At 73.2% G+C, this 17,232-nt stretch carries 13 protein-coding genes and 1 pseudogene; 5 read left to right on the forward strand and 9 right to left on the reverse strand.

Annotated features, from left to right (window positions below):
* Window positions 1–71: 71 nt before the first annotated feature.
* Window positions 72–1,463 (reverse strand): aspartate aminotransferase family protein, encoded by a 1,392-nt coding sequence (locus tag OG711_RS18500; RefSeq protein ID WP_329559803.1) that lies wholly within the window; start codon window positions 1,461–1,463, stop codon window positions 72–74.
* Window positions 1,464–1,672: 209 nt separating this feature from the next.
* Between OG711_RS18500 and OG711_RS18505 the strand changes: the two are divergent.
* Together OG711_RS18505 and OG711_RS18510 are read left to right on the forward strand one after the other, a co-directional pair.
* Window positions 1,673–2,284 (forward strand): annotated as a pseudogene (locus OG711_RS18505) (DJ-1/PfpI family protein); the annotation flags it as partial.
* Between the two features lie 163 nt (window positions 2,285–2,447).
* Window positions 2,448–2,927, forward strand: coding sequence for a MarR family winged helix-turn-helix transcriptional regulator (locus tag OG711_RS18510; protein ID WP_329559804.1), 480 nt, complete (start codon window positions 2,448–2,450; stop codon window positions 2,925–2,927).
* Window positions 2,928–3,644: 717 nt separating this feature from the next.
* On the opposite strand, the gene OG711_RS18515 is transcribed toward OG711_RS18510, so the two are convergent.
* Window positions 3,645–5,252, reverse strand: a complete 1,608-nt coding sequence (locus OG711_RS18515) for an ABC transporter permease (RefSeq protein ID WP_329559805.1) — start codon at window positions 5,250–5,252, stop codon at window positions 3,645–3,647.
* Window positions 5,249–6,169 carry an ABC transporter ATP-binding protein gene (locus OG711_RS18520; protein WP_329559806.1) on the reverse strand — a complete coding sequence of 307 codons (921 nt, stop codon included), beginning with the start codon at window positions 6,167–6,169 and terminating at the stop codon, window positions 5,249–5,251. Before OG711_RS18520 ends, OG711_RS18515 begins: the two co-directional genes overlap by 4 nt.
* A gap of 94 nt (window positions 6,170–6,263) precedes the next feature.
* Here OG711_RS18520 and OG711_RS18525 point away from each other — a divergent pair, with 94 nt between their 5' ends.
* A complete protein-coding gene (locus OG711_RS18525; RefSeq protein WP_073783133.1) occupies window positions 6,264–6,764 on the forward strand; it encodes a GbsR/MarR family transcriptional regulator in 501 nt (166 codons plus the stop codon).
* 665 nt (window positions 6,765–7,429) lie between these two features.
* Here OG711_RS18525 and OG711_RS18530 read toward each other — a convergent pair.
* Window positions 7,430–8,245: a diacylglycerol kinase family protein gene (locus OG711_RS18530; RefSeq protein WP_329563898.1), complete on the reverse strand. Its 816-nt coding sequence runs from the start codon at window positions 8,243–8,245 to the stop codon at window positions 7,430–7,432.
* 206 nt (window positions 8,246–8,451) lie between these two features.
* Here OG711_RS18530 and OG711_RS18535 point away from each other — a divergent pair, with 206 nt between their 5' ends.
* Both OG711_RS18535 and OG711_RS18540 read left to right on the forward strand, forming a co-directional pair.
* A complete protein-coding gene (locus tag OG711_RS18535; RefSeq protein ID WP_073783129.1) occupies window positions 8,452–9,735 on the forward strand; it encodes an adenylosuccinate synthase in 1,284 nt (427 codons plus the stop codon).
* A 126-nt stretch (window positions 9,736–9,861) separates the two neighbouring features.
* Entirely contained in the window at window positions 9,862–10,749 is an 888-nt protein-coding gene (locus OG711_RS18540; protein WP_329559807.1) for an aminoglycoside phosphotransferase family protein, read from the forward strand.
* A gap of 574 nt (window positions 10,750–11,323) precedes the next feature.
* Here the strand turns inward: OG711_RS18540 and OG711_RS18545 are convergent.
* The 5 genes from OG711_RS18545 to OG711_RS18565 all read right to left on the reverse strand — a co-directional run bounded on the left by OG711_RS18545 (window position 11,324) and on the right by OG711_RS18565 (window position 17,046).
* Window positions 11,324–12,010 (reverse strand): response regulator, encoded by a 687-nt coding sequence (locus tag OG711_RS18545; RefSeq protein ID WP_266509572.1) that lies wholly within the window; start codon window positions 12,008–12,010, stop codon window positions 11,324–11,326.
* Window positions 12,007–13,323, reverse strand: coding sequence for a sensor histidine kinase (locus OG711_RS18550; protein ID WP_073783125.1), 1,317 nt, complete (start codon window positions 13,321–13,323; stop codon window positions 12,007–12,009). The genes OG711_RS18545 and OG711_RS18550 overlap by 4 nt, the downstream gene beginning before the upstream one ends.
* Before the next feature lie 256 nt (window positions 13,324–13,579).
* On the reverse strand, window positions 13,580–14,479 hold the full coding sequence (locus tag OG711_RS18555) for an alpha/beta hydrolase family protein (protein ID WP_329559808.1): 900 nt from the start codon (window positions 14,477–14,479) through the stop codon (window positions 13,580–13,582).
* 262 nt (window positions 14,480–14,741) lie between these two features.
* Window positions 14,742–16,172: a kynureninase gene (locus OG711_RS18560; protein WP_329559809.1), complete on the reverse strand. Its 1,431-nt coding sequence runs from the start codon at window positions 16,170–16,172 to the stop codon at window positions 14,742–14,744.
* Window positions 16,165–17,046, reverse strand: coding sequence for a tryptophan 2,3-dioxygenase family protein (locus OG711_RS18565; RefSeq protein WP_073783121.1), 882 nt, complete (start codon window positions 17,044–17,046; stop codon window positions 16,165–16,167). Before OG711_RS18565 ends, OG711_RS18560 begins: the two co-directional genes overlap by 8 nt.
* Window positions 17,047–17,232 lie beyond the last annotated feature (186 nt).

A 17,232-nucleotide genomic window follows, 5' to 3' on the forward strand; every position in this document is an offset into this window, starting at 1 on the left:
GGTGGTGCGGATGGTGTGCGGCAGCCCGTGCCCGGGGGCGGGACACGGCCGGGGGCGGGCCGCCGCGGCGGTCACACCGTGTGTTCGTCGGCGACGGTCAGGGCGGCGTCCAGGGCGGCGAGTCCTTCCTCGGCCTCCTCGTCGGTGAGGTTGCACGGGGGGACGACATGGGTGCGGTTCATGTTGATGAACGGCCACAGCCCGTGCTTCTTCGCGGCGGCGCCGAACGCGGCCATGGGGGCGGCGGCCTCGCCCGTCGCGTTGTACGGGACGAGGGGTTCGCGGGTCTCCCGGTCGCGGACGAGTTCCAGGGCCCAGAAGGCGCCCATACCGCGTACCTCGCCGACGCTGGGGTGGCGGGCGGCGAGGGCGGCGAGACCGGGGCCGAGGACGTCGGTGCCGAGGCGGTCCGCGTTCTCCACGACCTTCTCGTCCGCCATGACCTCGATGGTCGCGACGGCCGCCGCGCAGGCCAGCGGGTGGCCGGAGTAGGTGAGGCCGCCCGGGTAGGGGCGGCGGGCGAAGGTCGCGGCGATCTCCGCGGAGATCGCGACACCGCCGAGGGGTACGTACCCGGAGTTGACGCCCTTGGCGAAGGTCAGCAGATCGGGGACGACGTCGAAGTGCTCGGCGGCGAACCACTTGCCGGTGCGGCCGAAGCCCGCCATCACCTCGTCCAGGATCAGGACGATGCCGTGCAGGTCACACAGTTCGCGCACCCCGGCGAGATAGCCGGGCGGCGGGGTCATGATCCCGGCCGTGCCGGGGACGGTCTCCAGGACGATCGCGGCGATCGTCCCGGGGCCCTCGAACGCGATCGTGTCCGCGAGGTGCTGGAGCGCGCGGTCGCGCTCCTCCTCCTCGGTGCCCGCGTAGAACGGGGAACGGTAGAGGAACGGGGCCCAGAAGTGGACGACACCGGCGGAGCCGTTGTCGGAGGGCCAGCGGCGCGGGTCGCCGGTGAGGTTGATCGCCGTCGCGGTGCCCCCGTGGTACGAGCGGTACGCGGAGAGGACCTTGGGGCGCCCGGTGTGCAGCCGGGCCATCCGGGTGGCGTTCTCGACGGCCTCGGCGCCGCCGTTGGTGAAGAAGATCTTGTCCAGGTCGCCGGGGGTGCGTTCGGCGATCAGCCGGGCCGCCTCGGAGCGGGCCGCCACGGCGAACGCGGGCGCGAAGGTGGTGAGCCTCGCGGCCTGTTCCTGGATCGCGGCGACGACCCGGGGGTGCTGGTAGCCGATGTTGGTGAAGACGAGTCCGCTGGTGAAGTCGAGGTAGCGGTTGCCCTCGTAGTCCCAGAAGTACGCGCCCCCGGCTCCCGCGACGGGCAGCGGGTCGATGAGTTCCTGCGCGGACCAGGAGTGGAACACATGCGCGCGGTCGGCCGCCTTCACGGCGGCGCCCGCCTCGGGGTCCGGCCGGGGGGTGCGCGAGGGCTGCGGGCTCTGCGGGGGCTGCGGGGTCATGTTCCGGAGCGTAGGCGGGGTGAGCGCGGGGGCGGTATCGGCGGCCTGTACGGACCTCCGGGTGCCGGGCGGACAGATTGTCCAGTGCCGGCCGCCCGGTTCCGTGCCCGGTGCTCCCGGACCCCCGCATCATTGACAGTATCCTGTCGACATGACAGCATACTTACATGAGTCGGGGTACGGTCGGTGCCCCTCACCAGGAGGTCGTCATGAGCGGTGTCCCGAGCACGCCCCGCAAGCCCGTCCATCTCGCGGTCTACGACACCTACGCGGACTGGGAGACGGGCCACACCACCGCGTTCCTCGCCCGTGGCGGGTACGAGATCCGCACCGTCGGCCCCACCCGGGACACGGTCACCACCCTCGGCGGACTCCGCGTCGCACCGGACCTCGCGCTGGACGAGCTGAGCCCCGGGGACAGCGCGCTGCTCGTCCTGACCGGCGCCGACCTCTGGGACACCGGCGACGACCTCGCGCCCTTCGCGAAGGCGGCGCGCGCCTTCCTCGACGCGGGGGTGCCGGTCGCCGCGATCTGCGGCGCCACCGCCGGGCTCGCCCGCGAGGGCCTGCTCGACGACCGCGACCACACCAGCGCGGTCTCCTTCTACCTGGCCGCCACGGGCTACGCGGGCGGCGCGCGGTACGTCGACGAGGACGCCGTCACCGACCGCGGCCTCGTCACCGCCGGACCCACCGAACCGGTCGCCTTCGCCCGCGAGGTCCTCGGCCTGACCGGCGTCTTCGAGGGCGAGGTGCTCGACGCGTGGTACCGGCTGTTCCACGACTCGGACACGGCGGCGTACGAGGTGCTGGAGGCGGCCGCGGGTTCCGGTGCGGAGGCGGGTTCCGGTGCGGAGGCGGGTTCCGGTGCGGACCCGGGTTCCGGTGCGGACCCGGGGGCGGATGCCGGTATCTCCGGTACGGGCGCCGGCGGTTCTGCGGACGGTACGGGTGCCGGGGGCGCTGCCGGGCGGGGGCTCGGCGGTGAGTGACGCGGGGGCCGGTTCGGAGCGGGTGCGGCGGGATCTGCTCAGCGCGACCGCGCTCGGGGTGTTCCGGCTGAACGGTCAGTTCCTCGCCGTCTCGGACGAGCTGGCCGCGCCGGCCGGGCTGTCGGCGGCCCGCTGGCAGGTGCTCGGCGCGGTGCTGCGTGAGCCGCTGCCCGTCGCGGGGATCGCCCGGGTCATGGGCATCACCCGGCAGAGCGTGCAGCGGGTCGCGGACGTCCTCGCGGGTCAGGGCCTCGCCGAGTACGTACCGAACCCGGCGCACCGCCGCGCGAAGCTGCTGCGGCCCACCGACGCGGGGCGCGCGGCGGTCGCGCTGATCGGTCCGGGGCACGCCCGGCTCGCGGACCGGCTCGCCGCGGAGCTCGGGGACGAGGGGTTCGCCGCGGCGGTGCTGTGCCTGGAGCGGTTGTCGGATGCGCTGGGACGGATCTCGGGGGAGGACCCGGCCCCGTAACGGGTCGCCTTCGCTTGCGCTTGTGAGGTCTCCCCCTGTGCTGGGCGCACTTCGTTGCTGTGCCGTCGCCCGGTGGTTCGCGGTTCCCCGCGGGTCGCCTTCGCTTGCGCTTCCCAGGTCCGTCCGGCTGGGCGCGATTGTTCCTGTGCCGTCGCTCGGTGGTTTTGCGCAGTTCCCCGCGCCCCTTTGGGGCGCATCCGGCTTGTTCTTCGGGTCGGTGCCGGTCGGGATTCTCCGTCCTCGATCCGACACGCTCGGTACGACGTCCAGCGGATCTACTGAAGAGCATCGGAGTCTGCGAGCAGAGATTCCCGCCCACCCCCTCCCGCAGCAGCGCGACTGCACGAGGAGGGGGCTTCCGCACCCGAAGGGCAACGGGAACGGGGCGCCCCCAAAGGGGCGCGGGGAACTGCGCGAAACGAGGGCAGGCCCGCACCCGAGGAACGACCGCAATGGGGCAGCACCTCAGGGGCGCGGGGAACTGCGCGAGCAACCACGGAGCATCCGCACCCGAACGGGAACCGCAAGGGGCGCGACCGAAGGGGCGCGGGGAACTGCGCAACCCTGTCCGACCCGCACAGGGACAAGTGCGCCCAGCCGGACAGACCTCGAAAGCGCGAGCGAAGGCGACCCGCGGGGAACTGCGCACCCACGGAATACCCGCACGGGAACAGGTACGTCCGGGTGGGGACCCCCAGAAGCGCGAGCGAAGGCGACCTAGCCGGTACCGAGGTCGCGGCGGCGGAGGCCGGCCAGGCCGCCCGTGACCAGCCCGGCCGCCAGCGCCAGCTGGAGGAGGACGGCTCCCCACCGCATCCCCTCCCCGGGCAACCGGGGCAGCCAGCCGAACGGCGAGAGCTCCAGCACCCACGACGGCAGGTCGACCGCGGGCCCGAGCCACCCCACCAGCAGCACCGCCACCGCGACCCCCCACGCGAGCGGGGCCGCCCGGGGCGACACCCCGGTCAGCAGCACCACGATCCCCCCGAGCACCCACACCGCCGGGACCTGCACCAGGGCCGCCCCCAGCACCGCCGCGGGGTCCCGCCCGTACCCGAGGGCGAGCCCCGCCCCGCTGAGCAGCATCAGCACCACCGCACCCCCGAACGCGATCACGAGGTGGCCCCCGGCCCACCGCACCCGTCCGATCGCCCCCGCGAGAACCGGCTCGGCGCGCCCGGAGGTCTCCTCCCCGTGCGGACGCAGCGCCGACGAGACGACGAACAGTGCCGCGACCATCCCGAAGACGGTGGCCATGGTCCCCAGGAACGCGTCGGTGATCCCGGAGGCCCCGCCCATCCGCTGGAGGATCTCCTGGGTGCTCTCGTTGTTCCCGACGAGGTCCGCCGCACCGGTCGTGATCCCCCCGAACACGATCCCGGCGGCCAGGAACGCCCCGCCCCAGCCGTACAGGCTCCCCCGCTGGAGCCGCCAGGCCAGGGCCCCGGCCGTGGACAGCGAGCCCACCGCGGGTCCGGGCCGGGTGGGCAGGAAGCTCATACCGAGGTCCCGGCGCGCGGCCAGCCGGTACGCCACGTACCCCTGGACGAGGACGGCCGCGGCGAACAGCGCGGGCACCCACCAGCGCTCGTCCGCGAAGGCCCGCAGGTTCTCCGTCCAGCCGAGCGGGGAGAGCCATGTCAGGACGGACGAACCGTCGGCGGTGCCCGAGTCCCCGGCCGCGCGCAGCACGAACGCCGTGCCGAGCGCCCCGGCGGTCAGCCCCTTCGCGAGCCGTCCGCTCCCGGTGAGCTGCGCGGCGATCGCGGCCGTGGCGGCGAAGAACATCCCGGTGCCGCCGACGCCCAGCCCGAGGGCCAGTGCCCCGGCCGCGCCCTCGCCGGACAGCCCGGCGGTGATCAGCAGGGCGATCGCCGTATTGGCGACGGCCGCGGCCAGCAGCGTGGCGGTGAGCGGCGCGCGGCGCCCCACGCGCGCGGCGGAGAGGAGTTCCTGGCGCCCGCTCTCCTCCTCGTCACGGGTGTGCCGGATGACCACGAGCAGGCTCATGACGGCAGCGAAGAGCGCCGCGAAGACCCCGACGCGCATGACGGTGAGCCCGCCGACGGAGTCGCTGAAGGCGGGCCCGTACATCGCGCGCAGCGAGCTGTTCGTGGTGATGGACGCGGCGAACTCGGCGCGTTCGGCGGCGGTGTCGTAGAGGTCGCGGACGGGACCGGGGACGCTGAGGACCATGCCGGCGACGGCCAGGACCCATACGGGGAGCAGCACCCGGTCGCGGCGCAGCGCCAGCCGCAGGAGGGTCCCCGTACCGGCGAACTCCCCGGCGCCGTGCCCGGCCGTGACGCCGGTGGCGGCGTTCACCGGGTCACCGGCCGCGCGGGCGCGTCCTCGGCGGGCGTGTCCTCGTAGTGGCGCAGGAACAGTTCCTCCAGGGTGGGCGGGGTCGAGGTCAGCGACCGGACGCCCACGGCGGTGAGGGCCGTGAGGACGCCGTTCAGCTTGTCGGTGTCGACCTGGAGCCGGACGCGGTGGCCCTGGACCTCCACGTCGTGGACGCCGGGCAGCGCGCCGACGCCCTCGGGCGGCCCCGCGAGGTCGGCGCTGACGCTGGTGCGGGTCAGATGCCGCAGGTCGGCGAGAGAACCCGTCTCGACGGTGCGTCCGGCCCGGATGATGCTGACCCGGTCGCAGAGGGTCTCCACCTCGCTGAGGAGGTGCGAGGAGAGCAGGACGGTGCGGCCCCGGTCGCGTTCCTCGGTGACACAGCGCTGGAAGACCTCCTCCATCAGCGGGTCGAGCCCGGAGGTCGGCTCGTCGAGGATCAGCAGATCGGCGTCGGAGGCGAGGGCGGCGACCAGGGCGACCTTCTGGCGGTTGCCCTTGGAGTAGGTGCGGCCCTTCTTGGTGGGGTCCAGCTCGAAGCGGTCCAGGAGTTCGGCGCGGCGGGTCCGGTCGAGGCCGCCGCGCAGCCGTCCCAGCAGGTCGATGACCTCGCCGCCGCTGAGGTTGCGCCACAGGGTCACGTCCCCGGGCACGTAGGCGATCGCGCGGTGCAGTTCGACGGCGTCCCGCCAGGGGTCGCGGCCCAGGACCTGGACGGCGCCCCCGCCGGCCCGCAGCAGACCGAGGAGCACCCGGATGGTGGTCGACTTCCCGGCGCCGTTGGGGCCGAGGAAGCCGTGGACCTCGCCCTTCTCGACGTCGAGATCCAGCCCGTCCAGTGCGTGGGTACGGCCGAAGGACTTGTGCAGCCCCGACACGGTGATGGCCTGAGTCATGCTTCGGAACGTACGCTACATTCAGAAAGTTGTGAAGACAGGAAACCGTATAACCTCCTACCCGGCACGTCTGAGCAGGGGAGATGATCGGGGCATGACCGAGCACGACCAGCAGCCGGTGCGTGACGAGGCCAAGGTCTCCCGCTTCATCGAGAACTTCGCCGCACAGCTCGTGATCGCGGGGATGCCCTCGATGCCCGCCCGGGTCTTCGCGGCGATCCTGTCCTCCGACACGGGGGAACTGACCTCCGCGCAGCTCGGCGAGCAGCTCCGGGTGAGCCCCGCCGGGGTGTCGGGCGCGGTGCGGTACCTGTCGCAGCAGCACATGGTGACCCGCCGCCGCGAACCCGGTTCGCGGCGCGAGCGGTACGTGGTGCAGGGCACCCAGTGGTTCCAGGCGCTGACCAACCGCGACGCGGTGCTGAAGCGGTGGGCGGAGGCCATGCGGGAGGGCGTGGCCAGCCTGGGACCCGAGACCCCCGCGGGGCGGCGGATGGCCGAGACGCAGATGTTCTTCGAGTTCCTGGAGGCGGAACTGGCGGACCTCATGGAACGCTGGGACGCTCGCCGCAGGGCTTTGGGCTTCAGCGACTGATCGCCTTCGCTCCCGCTTCTGGGGTTCCCCACCTGGACGTACCTGTCCCTGTGCGGGTCGCCCGTGGGTGCGCAGTTCCCCGCGGGTCGCCTTCGCTCGCGCTTTCGAGGTCTGTCCGGCTGGGCGCACCTGTTCCCTGCGCGGGTCGGACGGGGGTGCGCAGTTCCCCGCGCCCCTGAGGTCGCGCCCCTTGCGGTTCCCGTTCGGGTGCGGATGGCCCTTGGTTGCTCGCGCAGTTCCCCGCGCCCCTGAGGTGCTGCCCCCTTGCGGTCGCTCTCCGGGTGCGGGTCGCCCTCGTTTTTGCGCAGTTCCCCGCGCCCCTTTGGGGGCGCCCACCTGGGGCTGCCGTCAGGGTGCGGGCTGTCAGCGACCGGGGTCGGGGTTCAACCACCCTCCTCGCGGACTCGCCCGGCTACCGAAGGGGGTGGGCGGGAATCTCTGCCCGCAGACTCCGATGCTCTTCAGTAGCTCCGCTGGACGTCGTACCGAGCGTGTCGGATCGAGGACGGAGAATCCCGACCGGCACCGACCCGAAGAACCAGCAGATGGCGCCCCGATAGGGGCGCGGGGAACTGCGCAAACCCACCGAGCGACGGCACATGAACGGAGTGCGTCCAGCCGGACAGACCTAGGAAGCGCAAGCGAAGGCGACCCACCGGGAAACCTCAGGGCGCGAGCGAAGGCGGAAGCGTCAGGGACCAGCCCCCGGGGTGGGAGACCCAGGTACGGCGCCGCACCGGCCCGACCGAGGTCGCGTCGGACCGGTACCGGAAATCCGTACCGGACACACTCACCGTACGGGCACGAGCCTTCAGCGTCCGCGAAGCCGCCCCCACCGAGACCGGCCGCACCTCCACCTCCGCCAGCCCCTCCCCCGGCGCGACACTCACCGTCTCGACCGCCCGGTCGAGATCGACCAGCGTCACCCCGTCCACCTCGACCCGCAGCCGGAGCGGCCCGGACACACCACCGTGGGCCACCGAGGGCGCGGCCCCCGCCCCGCGGACCTTCCGCACCAGCGCCCGGCACGACCGCACCCACCCGGGCGCGCCCCCTCCGGCCACCCCGGCAGGGGCCCCGCAGGGAATCCGCAGCCCGCCGAGCACGACCCCGTCGCTGTCGTCCACGAGCAGGTCGAGCCGCCGCCCGGCCCCGTCCAGCACGGCCCGCGCCGCGGCGACCGCCCCGGTCGGCACCCCGAGGGACTTGGCCAGCGAGACCTCACCGCCCACCGGCACCAGGGCCAGCACGGTCGTGGCCAGTTCCCGGTCCCGGTGCAGCAGGGTCACCGCCCGCAGCAGGGCGCGGTCGTCGCCCACCACGACCGGCCGCCTGCTGCCCCGCCGGGCGAGCGCGCGGGCGAACTCCTCCGGGCTGTCCGGCAGGCACACCTTCAGCGTCGCACCCGCGCTGAGCACGTCTTTCGCGATCCGGACCGACTCCCCGTCGTGGCGCCGGGCGACCGGATCGACAAGGACCATTAGCTGGTCGGAAACCGACACCTCGGTCCTGCCTCGCTTCCTCGGGTAGCATCTTTGTGCAAGAGCCCCTTGCGCTATTGCGCCAGGGGCTTCGTCTATTCCGGGGCACCGGTCCGACGGGTATTGCGGCCGACAAGGGTCGCCGGGGTGTGCGACACGTACGCCCCTGACCCTGGACATGCCCCGCCCGGAAGGGGTGTACGCCTGTGCCCGCACTTGTGCTGCTCGGTGCTCAGTGGGGTGACGAGGGCAAGGGGAAGGCCACCGACCTGCTCGGTGGCTCGGTCGATTATGTGGTGCGCTACCAGGGCGGCAACAACGCCGGTCACACGGTCGTCGTAGGCGACCAGAAGTACGCGCTCCATCTGCTCCCCTCCGGAATCCTGTCCCCGGACTGTGTGCCCGTGATCGGCAACGGCGTGGTCGTGGACCCGTCGGTCCTGCTCTCCGAGCTGAGCGGTCTCAACGACCGTGGCGTCGACACGTCCAAGCTGCTGATCAGTGGTAACGCTCATATCATCACCCCGTTCAACGTCACCGTCGACAAGGTGACGGAACGCTTCCTCGGCAAGCGCAAGATCGGTACGACGGGACGCGGTATCGGCCCGACCTACGCGGACAAGATCAACCGCGTGGGCATCCGGGTCCAGGACCTCTACGACGAGTCGATCCTCACGCAGAAGGTCGAGGCGGCCCTCGACTTCAAGAACCAGGTCCTCGCCAAGCTCTACAACCGCCGGGCGATCTCCGTCGCCCAGGTCGTCGAGGAGCTGCTGGGTTACGCGGACCAGATCGAGGGCTTCGTCGCCGATACGACGCTGATCCTCAACAACGCGCTCGACGAGGACAAGGTCGTCCTGTTCGAGGGCGGCCAGGGCACCCTCCTGGACATCGACCACGGCACGTATCCCTTCGTGACCTCGTCCAACCCGACGGCGGGCGGCGCGTGCACCGGGGCCGGGGTCGGCCCCACGAAGATCAGCCGGGTGATCGGCATCCTCAAGGCGTACACGACGCGGGTGGGCGCCGGACCGTTCCCGACCGAGCTGTTCGACGCGGACGGCGAGGCGCTGCGGCGCATCGGCGGCGAGCGCGGGGTGACCACCGGCCGGGACCGCCGCTGCGGCTGGTTCGACGCGGTCATCGCGCGGTACGCGACCCGGGTCAACGGCCTCACGGACTTCTTCCTGACCAAGCTGGACGTGCTCACCGGCTGGGAGCAGATCCCGGTCTGTGTCGCGTACGAGATCGACGGCAAGCGCGTCGAGGAGCTGCCGTACTCGCAGACGGACTTCCACCACGCGAAGCCCGTCTACGAGAACCTGCCCGGCTGGTCCGAGGACATCACCGGCGCGAAGTCCTTCTCCGACCTGCCGAAGAACGCGCAGGCCTATGTGAAGGCGCTGGAGGAGATGTCCGGCGCGCCGATCTCCGCGATCGGTGTGGGTCCGGGCCGGGACGAGACGATCCAGATCAACTCGTTCCTGTAGTCATCCGGCAGCTGACCGGCGGCTGGTCCCGTCGCGCCCCTTGGCCGATCACTGATCGGCCAAGGGGCGCGACGCGTTCACCGCGGTGTTCTGTCGCGCCGCGTGGACCGCCGCTACCGTGCCGTCATGACGACGGAGCCCGTGCCCGAGCGTTCCCTGTCCGTACTGGAGGCCGCCTGCCGGGCGGCGGGGTTCGACCCGGCGGGGGCGGTGCCGGTGCGGCTCGCCGAGAACGAGGTCTGGCGGCTGCCGGGGCGGGTCGTCGTACGGATCGTCCGGCCCGGCCAGGAGGTGTCCGCCGCCCGGGAGATACGGGTCGCCCACTGGCTCGCCGGTCACGGGGTGCCCGCGGTGCGTCCGCTCGCGGTGCCGCAGCCGGTCGACGCGCTCGGGCACCCCGCGACGTTCTGGGAGCAGCTGCCCCCGCACACCCGGGGCACCACCGAGGACGTGGTCGGGCTCCTCAAACAGCTCCACGCGCTGCCCGTGCCGGACGGTATCGGGCTCGCGCCGCTCGATCCCTTCGTACGGCTTCCCGAGCGGATCGACACGGGGGGTGGCCTGTCGGCGGACGACCGGGACTGGTTACGGGGGCGGCTCGCGGAGCTGCGCGAGCGGTGGGCGGGGCTGCCGCCGGGGCTCCCCCACTGTGTGATCCACGGTGACGCGTGGATCGGGAACGTCGCGCGGACACCGCGGGCCGTACTGCTCGACTTCGAGCGGGTGTCGGTGGGGCCGCCGGAGTGGGACCTGGTCGGGACGGCGGCGAAGATCGGCACCACGGGGACGGTGACGGCGGCGGAGTACGAGGCGTTCTGCGGGGCGTACGGGGTGGATGTCATGGAGTGGGGCGGGTACGGGGTGCTGGCCGCGGTGCGGGAACTCCGTATGGTCGGGGCGGCGGTGGGGTACGCGGCGCGGTGGCCCTCTTGGCGGGGGCGCGCGCAGTATCGCGTGGACTGCCTCCGCGGCAGGGTGGGCCCCCGCCCCTGGAACTGGCCCCCCATCCTCTGACGCCCCCCGGCCCCCGGGTTTCTTGTGCTGGACGCAGTTCGTTCCCGCACAGGTCGTTCGTGGGGTGCGCAGTTCCCCGCGCCCCTTTGGGGCGCACCCGGCCGGTTCTTCGGGTCGGTGCCGGTCGGGATTCTCCGTCCTCGATCCGACACGCTCGGTACGACGTCCATCGGAGCTACTGAAGAGCATCGGAGTCTGCGAGCAGAGATTCCCGCCCACCCCCTCCCGCAGCAGCGCGACCGCACGAGGAAGAGGGTGAAACACAACCTCAGGAGGCTGAAGCGCCCCCAAGGGGCGCGGGGAACTGCGCAAAAGACGAGGGCGGACCCGCACCCGAACAGCGACCGCAAGGGGGCAGCACCTCAGGGGCGCGGGGAACTGCGCACCCACGGACGTACCCGCACAGGAACAGGTACGCGCAGGTGGGGAACCCCAGGGACGCGAGCAAAGGCGACCTGCGGGGAACTGCGCACCCACGGACGTACCCGCACCGGAACAGGTACGCCCAGGTGGACAGACCCCGGGGCGACCGGGAGACGGCCGGGCGTGAGGGCTCGGGGACTCCCGGGTGGGGCTACGTCGGGGTCACCAATCGGGCCTCGTACGCGAACACCGCCGCCTGCGTCCGGTCCCGCAGCCCCAGCTTCACCAGCACCCTGCTGACATGCGTCTTGATCGTGGACTCCGCGACCACGAGCCGTGACGCGATCTCCGCGTTGGACAGCCCCTGCGCGATCAGCACCAGCACCTCCGTCTCCCGCTCCGTCAGCTCCCCGTACGCCGCCTGCGTGACCGCCGGCACCCGCGGCTCCGCGGCCAGCTTCGAGAACTCCGTGATGAGCCGCCGCGTCACGCTCGGCGCGAGCAGCGCCTCGCCGGACGCCACGATCCGCACGCCCTCCGCGAGCTGCCGCGCCGACGCGTCCTTGAGCAGGAACCCGGACGCCCCGGCCCGCAGCGCCTGGTACACGTACTCGTCGAGGTCGAACGTCGTCAGGACGAGGACCTTCGCCCCGCCGTCCGCCGCGACGATCTCCCGGGTCGCGTCGATCCCGTTCAGCTCGGGCATCCGGATGTCCATCAGGACGACGTCCGGCGACAGTTCCCGGACCCGGCTCACGGCCTCCCGGCCGTTCACCGCCTCGCCCACCACCTCGATGTCGGGCATCGCGTTCAGCAGCACCGAGAAGCCCTCACGGACCATGATCTGGTCGTCGACGATCAGCACCCGGACGGGCGCCCCGCCGGTCCGCGCGTTCACGAGGTCTCCTCCATCGGCGGCACGGGCAGGAACACGGCGATCTCGTAGCCGCCCTCGGGCAGTTCCCCGGCCGTCATCCCGCCGTTCAGCATCGCGACCCGTTCCCGCATCCCGGTGATCCCGTGTCCGGCACCCGGCGACGGTTTGACCAGCCCGCGCGCGGGGCCGTTCACCACCCGCAGGCCCAGCCCGCCGAGGACATGGCTCACCTCCACCCGGGCGGACGCGCCCGGCGCGTGCCGCAGGGTGTTGCTCAGGGCCTCCTGCACGATGCGGTACGCCGACAGCTCCACCCCCGGCGGCAGTTCCCGGACCGCGCCGGTCGTCATGCGCTCGACCTCCAGTCCCGTCTCGCGCACATTGGCCAGCAGCGAGTCGAGGTCGGCGAGCGTGGGCTGCGGGGCGTCCGGGGCCTGGTAGTCGTCCGCGCGGACCACTCCGAGGACCCGGCGCAGCTCGGTGAGCGCCGCGACCGCGTTCTCCCGGATGGTGACGAACGCCTGTTCCAGCTCCGGCGGCGGGTTCTCCACCCGGTACGGTGCCGCCTCCGCCTGGATCGCGACCACGGACATATGGTGCGCCACGACGTCGTGCAGCTCGCGGGCGATCGTGGTGCGCTCCTCCAGCAGGGTGCGCCGGTCGCGTTCCACCGCCGTGACGGTCCGCTCGGCCGCCACCTCCTGCTTCGCCTCACGCCGGACGTGCCACAGCGTGACCAGCAGGAGGAGGACCCCGGACACGAACAGCATCGGCGCGGCGTTCGAGCCGAAGTCACGGTTGTAGGCGCCGTTGGCGAGCAGACAGAACGCGAGGGTCAGCACCCACATCCAGGCGGCGGTACGCGGCCGGGTCCGTATGCCCACGATCGTGACGACGACGAGGTGGGCCAGGAAACTGCCCTCGGACCAGGGCCACAGCGTCTGTCCCCAGCCGAGGGCCAGGGTCACCGGTGCGACCGCCAGCACCAGCCAGAACGCCAGCGCGGGCCGGACCAGTGTCACCACGACCGCCAGCGCGGGCAGCAGCCCGGCCAGGAGCATGGTGACCTCCGAGGCGTTGTACGTACTGGCGGTGCCGACGAACCACACGAACGCGGCGATCGCCACCACCAGGGCGTGCGGGGCCCATTTGCCCCGGCCGTCGAACCACCCCGCGACGGAGCTGTCCGGGCCCAGCGGCCGGAGCGGGCGGTAGACGAACGCGTCGTGGAAGAGGTCCTGTCGCAGTCCGCCGAGCACGTCCCTCGCGAGGTCGTACTCCGGACTGCGGGACTTGGCCCGCTGGGGGCCCGGGGTCTGGTGGGTCTGGGTCACGTTACGAAGGTATGCGGGGAACGTGCCCGGGTCGTCCCCTCCGAGAGGGGTTCCCCGGTGTCCGCCTCAGGTACTACCCGAACCCCCGTGCCCGGCCGGAGGAGGGCGGGGCGCCGTGAGATAGCTCTCAGGTATGACGGGGGCGGGCGAGGCGTGTCCCCCGCACGGATTCGATCTCCGGCGGCGGGCCCCGCGCGGACCCGGTCGACCCGGTTCACCTGGCGGGCCGGGCGCTTCACCGGGCGGCCACCCCGGTTCACCAGGCGAGCTGGGCGATCTCCTCCGCGACCACCGCGCACGCGTCCGCCGCCGGGTCGATCAGCGGGAAGTGACCGACCCCGTCCAGCAGGGTCAGGCCCACCACCTCACCGGCCCGCGCGGCGGCGTCCGCGTACGCCTCGCTGACGGCCGGCGGCACGACGTCGTCGGTGCGGCCCTGGACGAGCGTCGTGGCGATACCGGTGGGCAGCAGGGCCGCCGGGTCCGCGTACGGCAGCCGCCGCTCGAACGCGTCCGGGCCGCCGAGGAACTGCTGGGCTGCGCCGCCGCACACCCCGAGCCTCCCGGCCGTCCGGAGGTCCGCGATCGGCGCGAGCGCGACGACCCCCCGCAGCGGCAGCGGGCGGGCGCGGTACCAGGGGCTGTCCGGCGGGAGGGCATGGCGGGCGGCCGCCCACAGCGCGAGATGCCCGCCCGCGGAGTGGCCGGTGAGCACCGTACGGCGGGGGTCGGCGACGGGGAGGGCCGCCCGGACCAGGCCGGGGAGCGCGTCCATGGCCGCCGCCAGATCGTCGAAGGTGTCGGGCCAGCGGCCCGCGACCGGGTCCCGGGGCGCGGGGTCCGCGCCGCGCGGGGCGGGCAGCGCGCTGCCCCGGCGGTACTCGACGGAGGCGACCGCGAAGCCCCGGCGGGCCAGATACCCGGCGAACGGGCTGATGTGCCACCGGTCGTACGGGGCCCGCCAGGCACCGCCGTGCACCACCACGACCAGCGGGGACGAGGCTGCCGGGCCGGACTCGGTGCCGTGCGGGGCGTACAGGTCGACGATCTGGTCGGGGTGGCTGCCGTACGCGGCCGTCGCGTCCGGGGGGAGCGCCGGATGCGAGAAGGCCGACTCCTCCTCGGCTGCGGCGCGGGCTGTGGCGTCGTCCGGCATGCTCCGACCTCTCGTACGGCTGCTGGCGTTGGCCGGGACGCTATCAGTGCCCCTACGCGCGGTTGGGCTGGCTTTGGGGCTCTTGTGCCCCGGCCCGGGTGCGGCGATCGAGCCCCCGCCCCGGTCGCCGCTTGTGTCCCTGGCTCGGTCCCCACCTGAGTGCTTGCATGGGTCCCCACCCGCGTCCCTTCGTCCGCCCCTGCTTCGCGGCTCGCGGTGGTGCGGCCGGGCCCGGCCCGGGCCCGGCCGCACCACCCGGGGGTCAGGGCCGTGCCGCGAGGACCTCCCCGAGGATCCGGGCCGCGCGCTCCGTCTCGGCGAAGGAGAGGTACAGCGGGGTGAAGCCGAACCGGAGGGTGTCCGGCGCGCGGAAGTCCCCGACCACGCCCCGGGCGATCAGCCCGGCCATCACCGGCTCGGCGTCCGCGCAGCGCAACGCGATCTGGCTGCCCCGCTCGTGGTGGGCCGACGGGGTCATCACCTCGACCCGGCCCTCGGGTACGTAACGGGCCACGCACTCCAGGAAGAAGTCCGTCAGGGCGAGGGACTTGGCCCGGACCTCCTCGATCGCGACCCCGTCCCAGACGGTCAGCGCCTCCTCCAGCGCCAGGGCCGACAGGATCTCCGGTGTACCGACCCGGCCGCGCAGGGCGCCCTCGCCCGGGGTGTAGCCGCGGTGCATCCCGAACGGCTCCGCGTGACCGGTCCAGCCGGGCAGCGGGGAGTCGAACAGGGGCTGGAGGTCGCGCCGTACGTAGAGGTACGCGGGGGACCCGGGCCCGCCGTTCAGGTACTTGTACGTACAGCCGACGGCCAGGTCCACCCCGTGGGCGTCCAGCCCGACCGGCAGGGCGCCCGCGCTGTGGCACAGGTCCCAGACGGTGTACGCGCCCGCCGCGCGGACGGCGCGGGTCAGCGACGGCAGGTCGTGCAGCCGCCCGCCCCGGTAGTCGACATGGTTGAGCAGCACCGCGGCCGTGCGCGGGCCGAGGGCCTGCGGCACGTCCCGCGGGAGCACCGCGCGGATCTCGCAGCCCGTCATCCGGGCGGCCGACGCGGCGATGTACCCGTCGGTGGGGAACGTCGAGGCGTCCACCAGGAGTTCGTCCCGTGCGGTGCCCGCGGGGTTCCCGTCCGTCCCCGCGCGGGCCAGCCGGATCGCGCCGACGACCGCCTTGAAGACGTTCACGCTGGTCGAGTCGCCGACGACGATCTGGCCGGGGGCGGCGCCCACCAGGGGCGCGATCAGATCACCGATCCGCTCGGGCGCGGTCCACCAGCCGCTCTCGTCCCAGGACCGGATACGCAGCTCGCCCCACTCCCGCCGGATCACGTCCGCGATCCGGCCGGGCACGGCCTCGGGCAGCGCGCCGAGGGAGTTGCCGTCGAGATAGACCGTGCCGTCCAGGGCGAACAGCGCGCGGCGGTCCGCCAGCGGATCGGCGGCGTCGAGCCCGGCGGCCCGCCCCCGGAGCCCCGCGTCACCCCCCTCCGCGACGGCACCCGCACCCGCAACGGCCGGGTCACCCACGCCCACGTCACCCAGGGCCAGGGCACCCGCACCCGCCCCACCGACCGCCGCGTCACCCACGGCCGGGTCACCCGAACCCGCCGCACCGGCCGCCGCACCGGCCGCCGCCCCGCCAACCGCCGCCGCCTCACCCGTCACCGGACCCGCTCCCCCCTCAGACATGGCTCCGCGCCGTCCACAGCTCGGGGAACACGCTCTTCGCGGCCCGCTTCTCCAGCCAGGCCACCCCGGCCGAACCGCCCGTCCCGGTCTTCGCGCCCATCGCGCGCCGGGTGGCGACCAGATGGTCGTTGCGCCAGCGCCAGACCAGCTCTCCCACATCCGTCAACGTCTCCCCGAGCAGCAGGAGTTCCGCGGGTGCCGCGCTGTCACCCGAAGGGGACGTTCCGGGGAGCCGCTGCTCCGCGTAGAGGGAGCTCCACACCCGCTCGACCTCGGGGGACGGCTCATAGCGGGCCGCGAGGTCGCGGTCCAGGACGGCGGCCGGGACGGGCAGGCCGCGGCGGGCGAGCAGCCGCAGCACCTCGTCGTACAGGCTCGGTTCGTGCAGGGCCTTCTCCAGCTCCGCGTGGACCCGGGGCGCGCCGCGGTGCGGGACGAGCATGGACGCGGACTTCTCGCCGAGCAGGAACTCCATGCGCCGGTACATCGCCGACTGGAAGCCGGAGCCGTCGCCCAGGGCGCTCCGGTAGGAGTTGAACTCGGCGGGGGTGAGCCGGGCGAGCGGACGCCAGGACGCGTTGAGGGCCTCCAGCTCCGCGACGGAACGTTTCAGCGCGGCGACCGCGACGGGGATGTCGTCCTCGCGCAGCGCCCGCGCGGCGGTCTCCCACTCATGGACGATCACCGTGAACCACAGCTCCATGACCTGGGTCGTGACCAGGAAGACCATCTCGCCGGGATCGTCCGAGAGGGGGTGCTGGAGATGGGTGAGCACATCCGCCCGGACATAGTCCTCGTACGGTGTGGTGCCCTGGAAGTCGAGGTGCGGGGCGCTCTCGGCGCCCTGGCCGGCTCCCTGTGTCTCGTGGGACATCGCTGTCTCCCGATATGTACTCCGGGTAGCGGTCCGCCCCTGCCTTGTCGACACGGGGGCCCCGGTCCCCACCGGCATCCTCGGTGATCGTCCGCAGGACGGCAAGGCCCGCCCGGCGCGAACACCGGACGGGCGGTTCGTACACATGTACGAAATATGGGCGGGGTGGCGGCACCCGGGACGGTA

The sequence above is a fragment of the Streptomyces uncialis genome (assembly GCF_036250755.1).
In the GTDB taxonomy this organism is placed as follows: domain Bacteria; phylum Actinomycetota; class Actinomycetes; order Streptomycetales; family Streptomycetaceae; genus Streptomyces; species Streptomyces uncialis.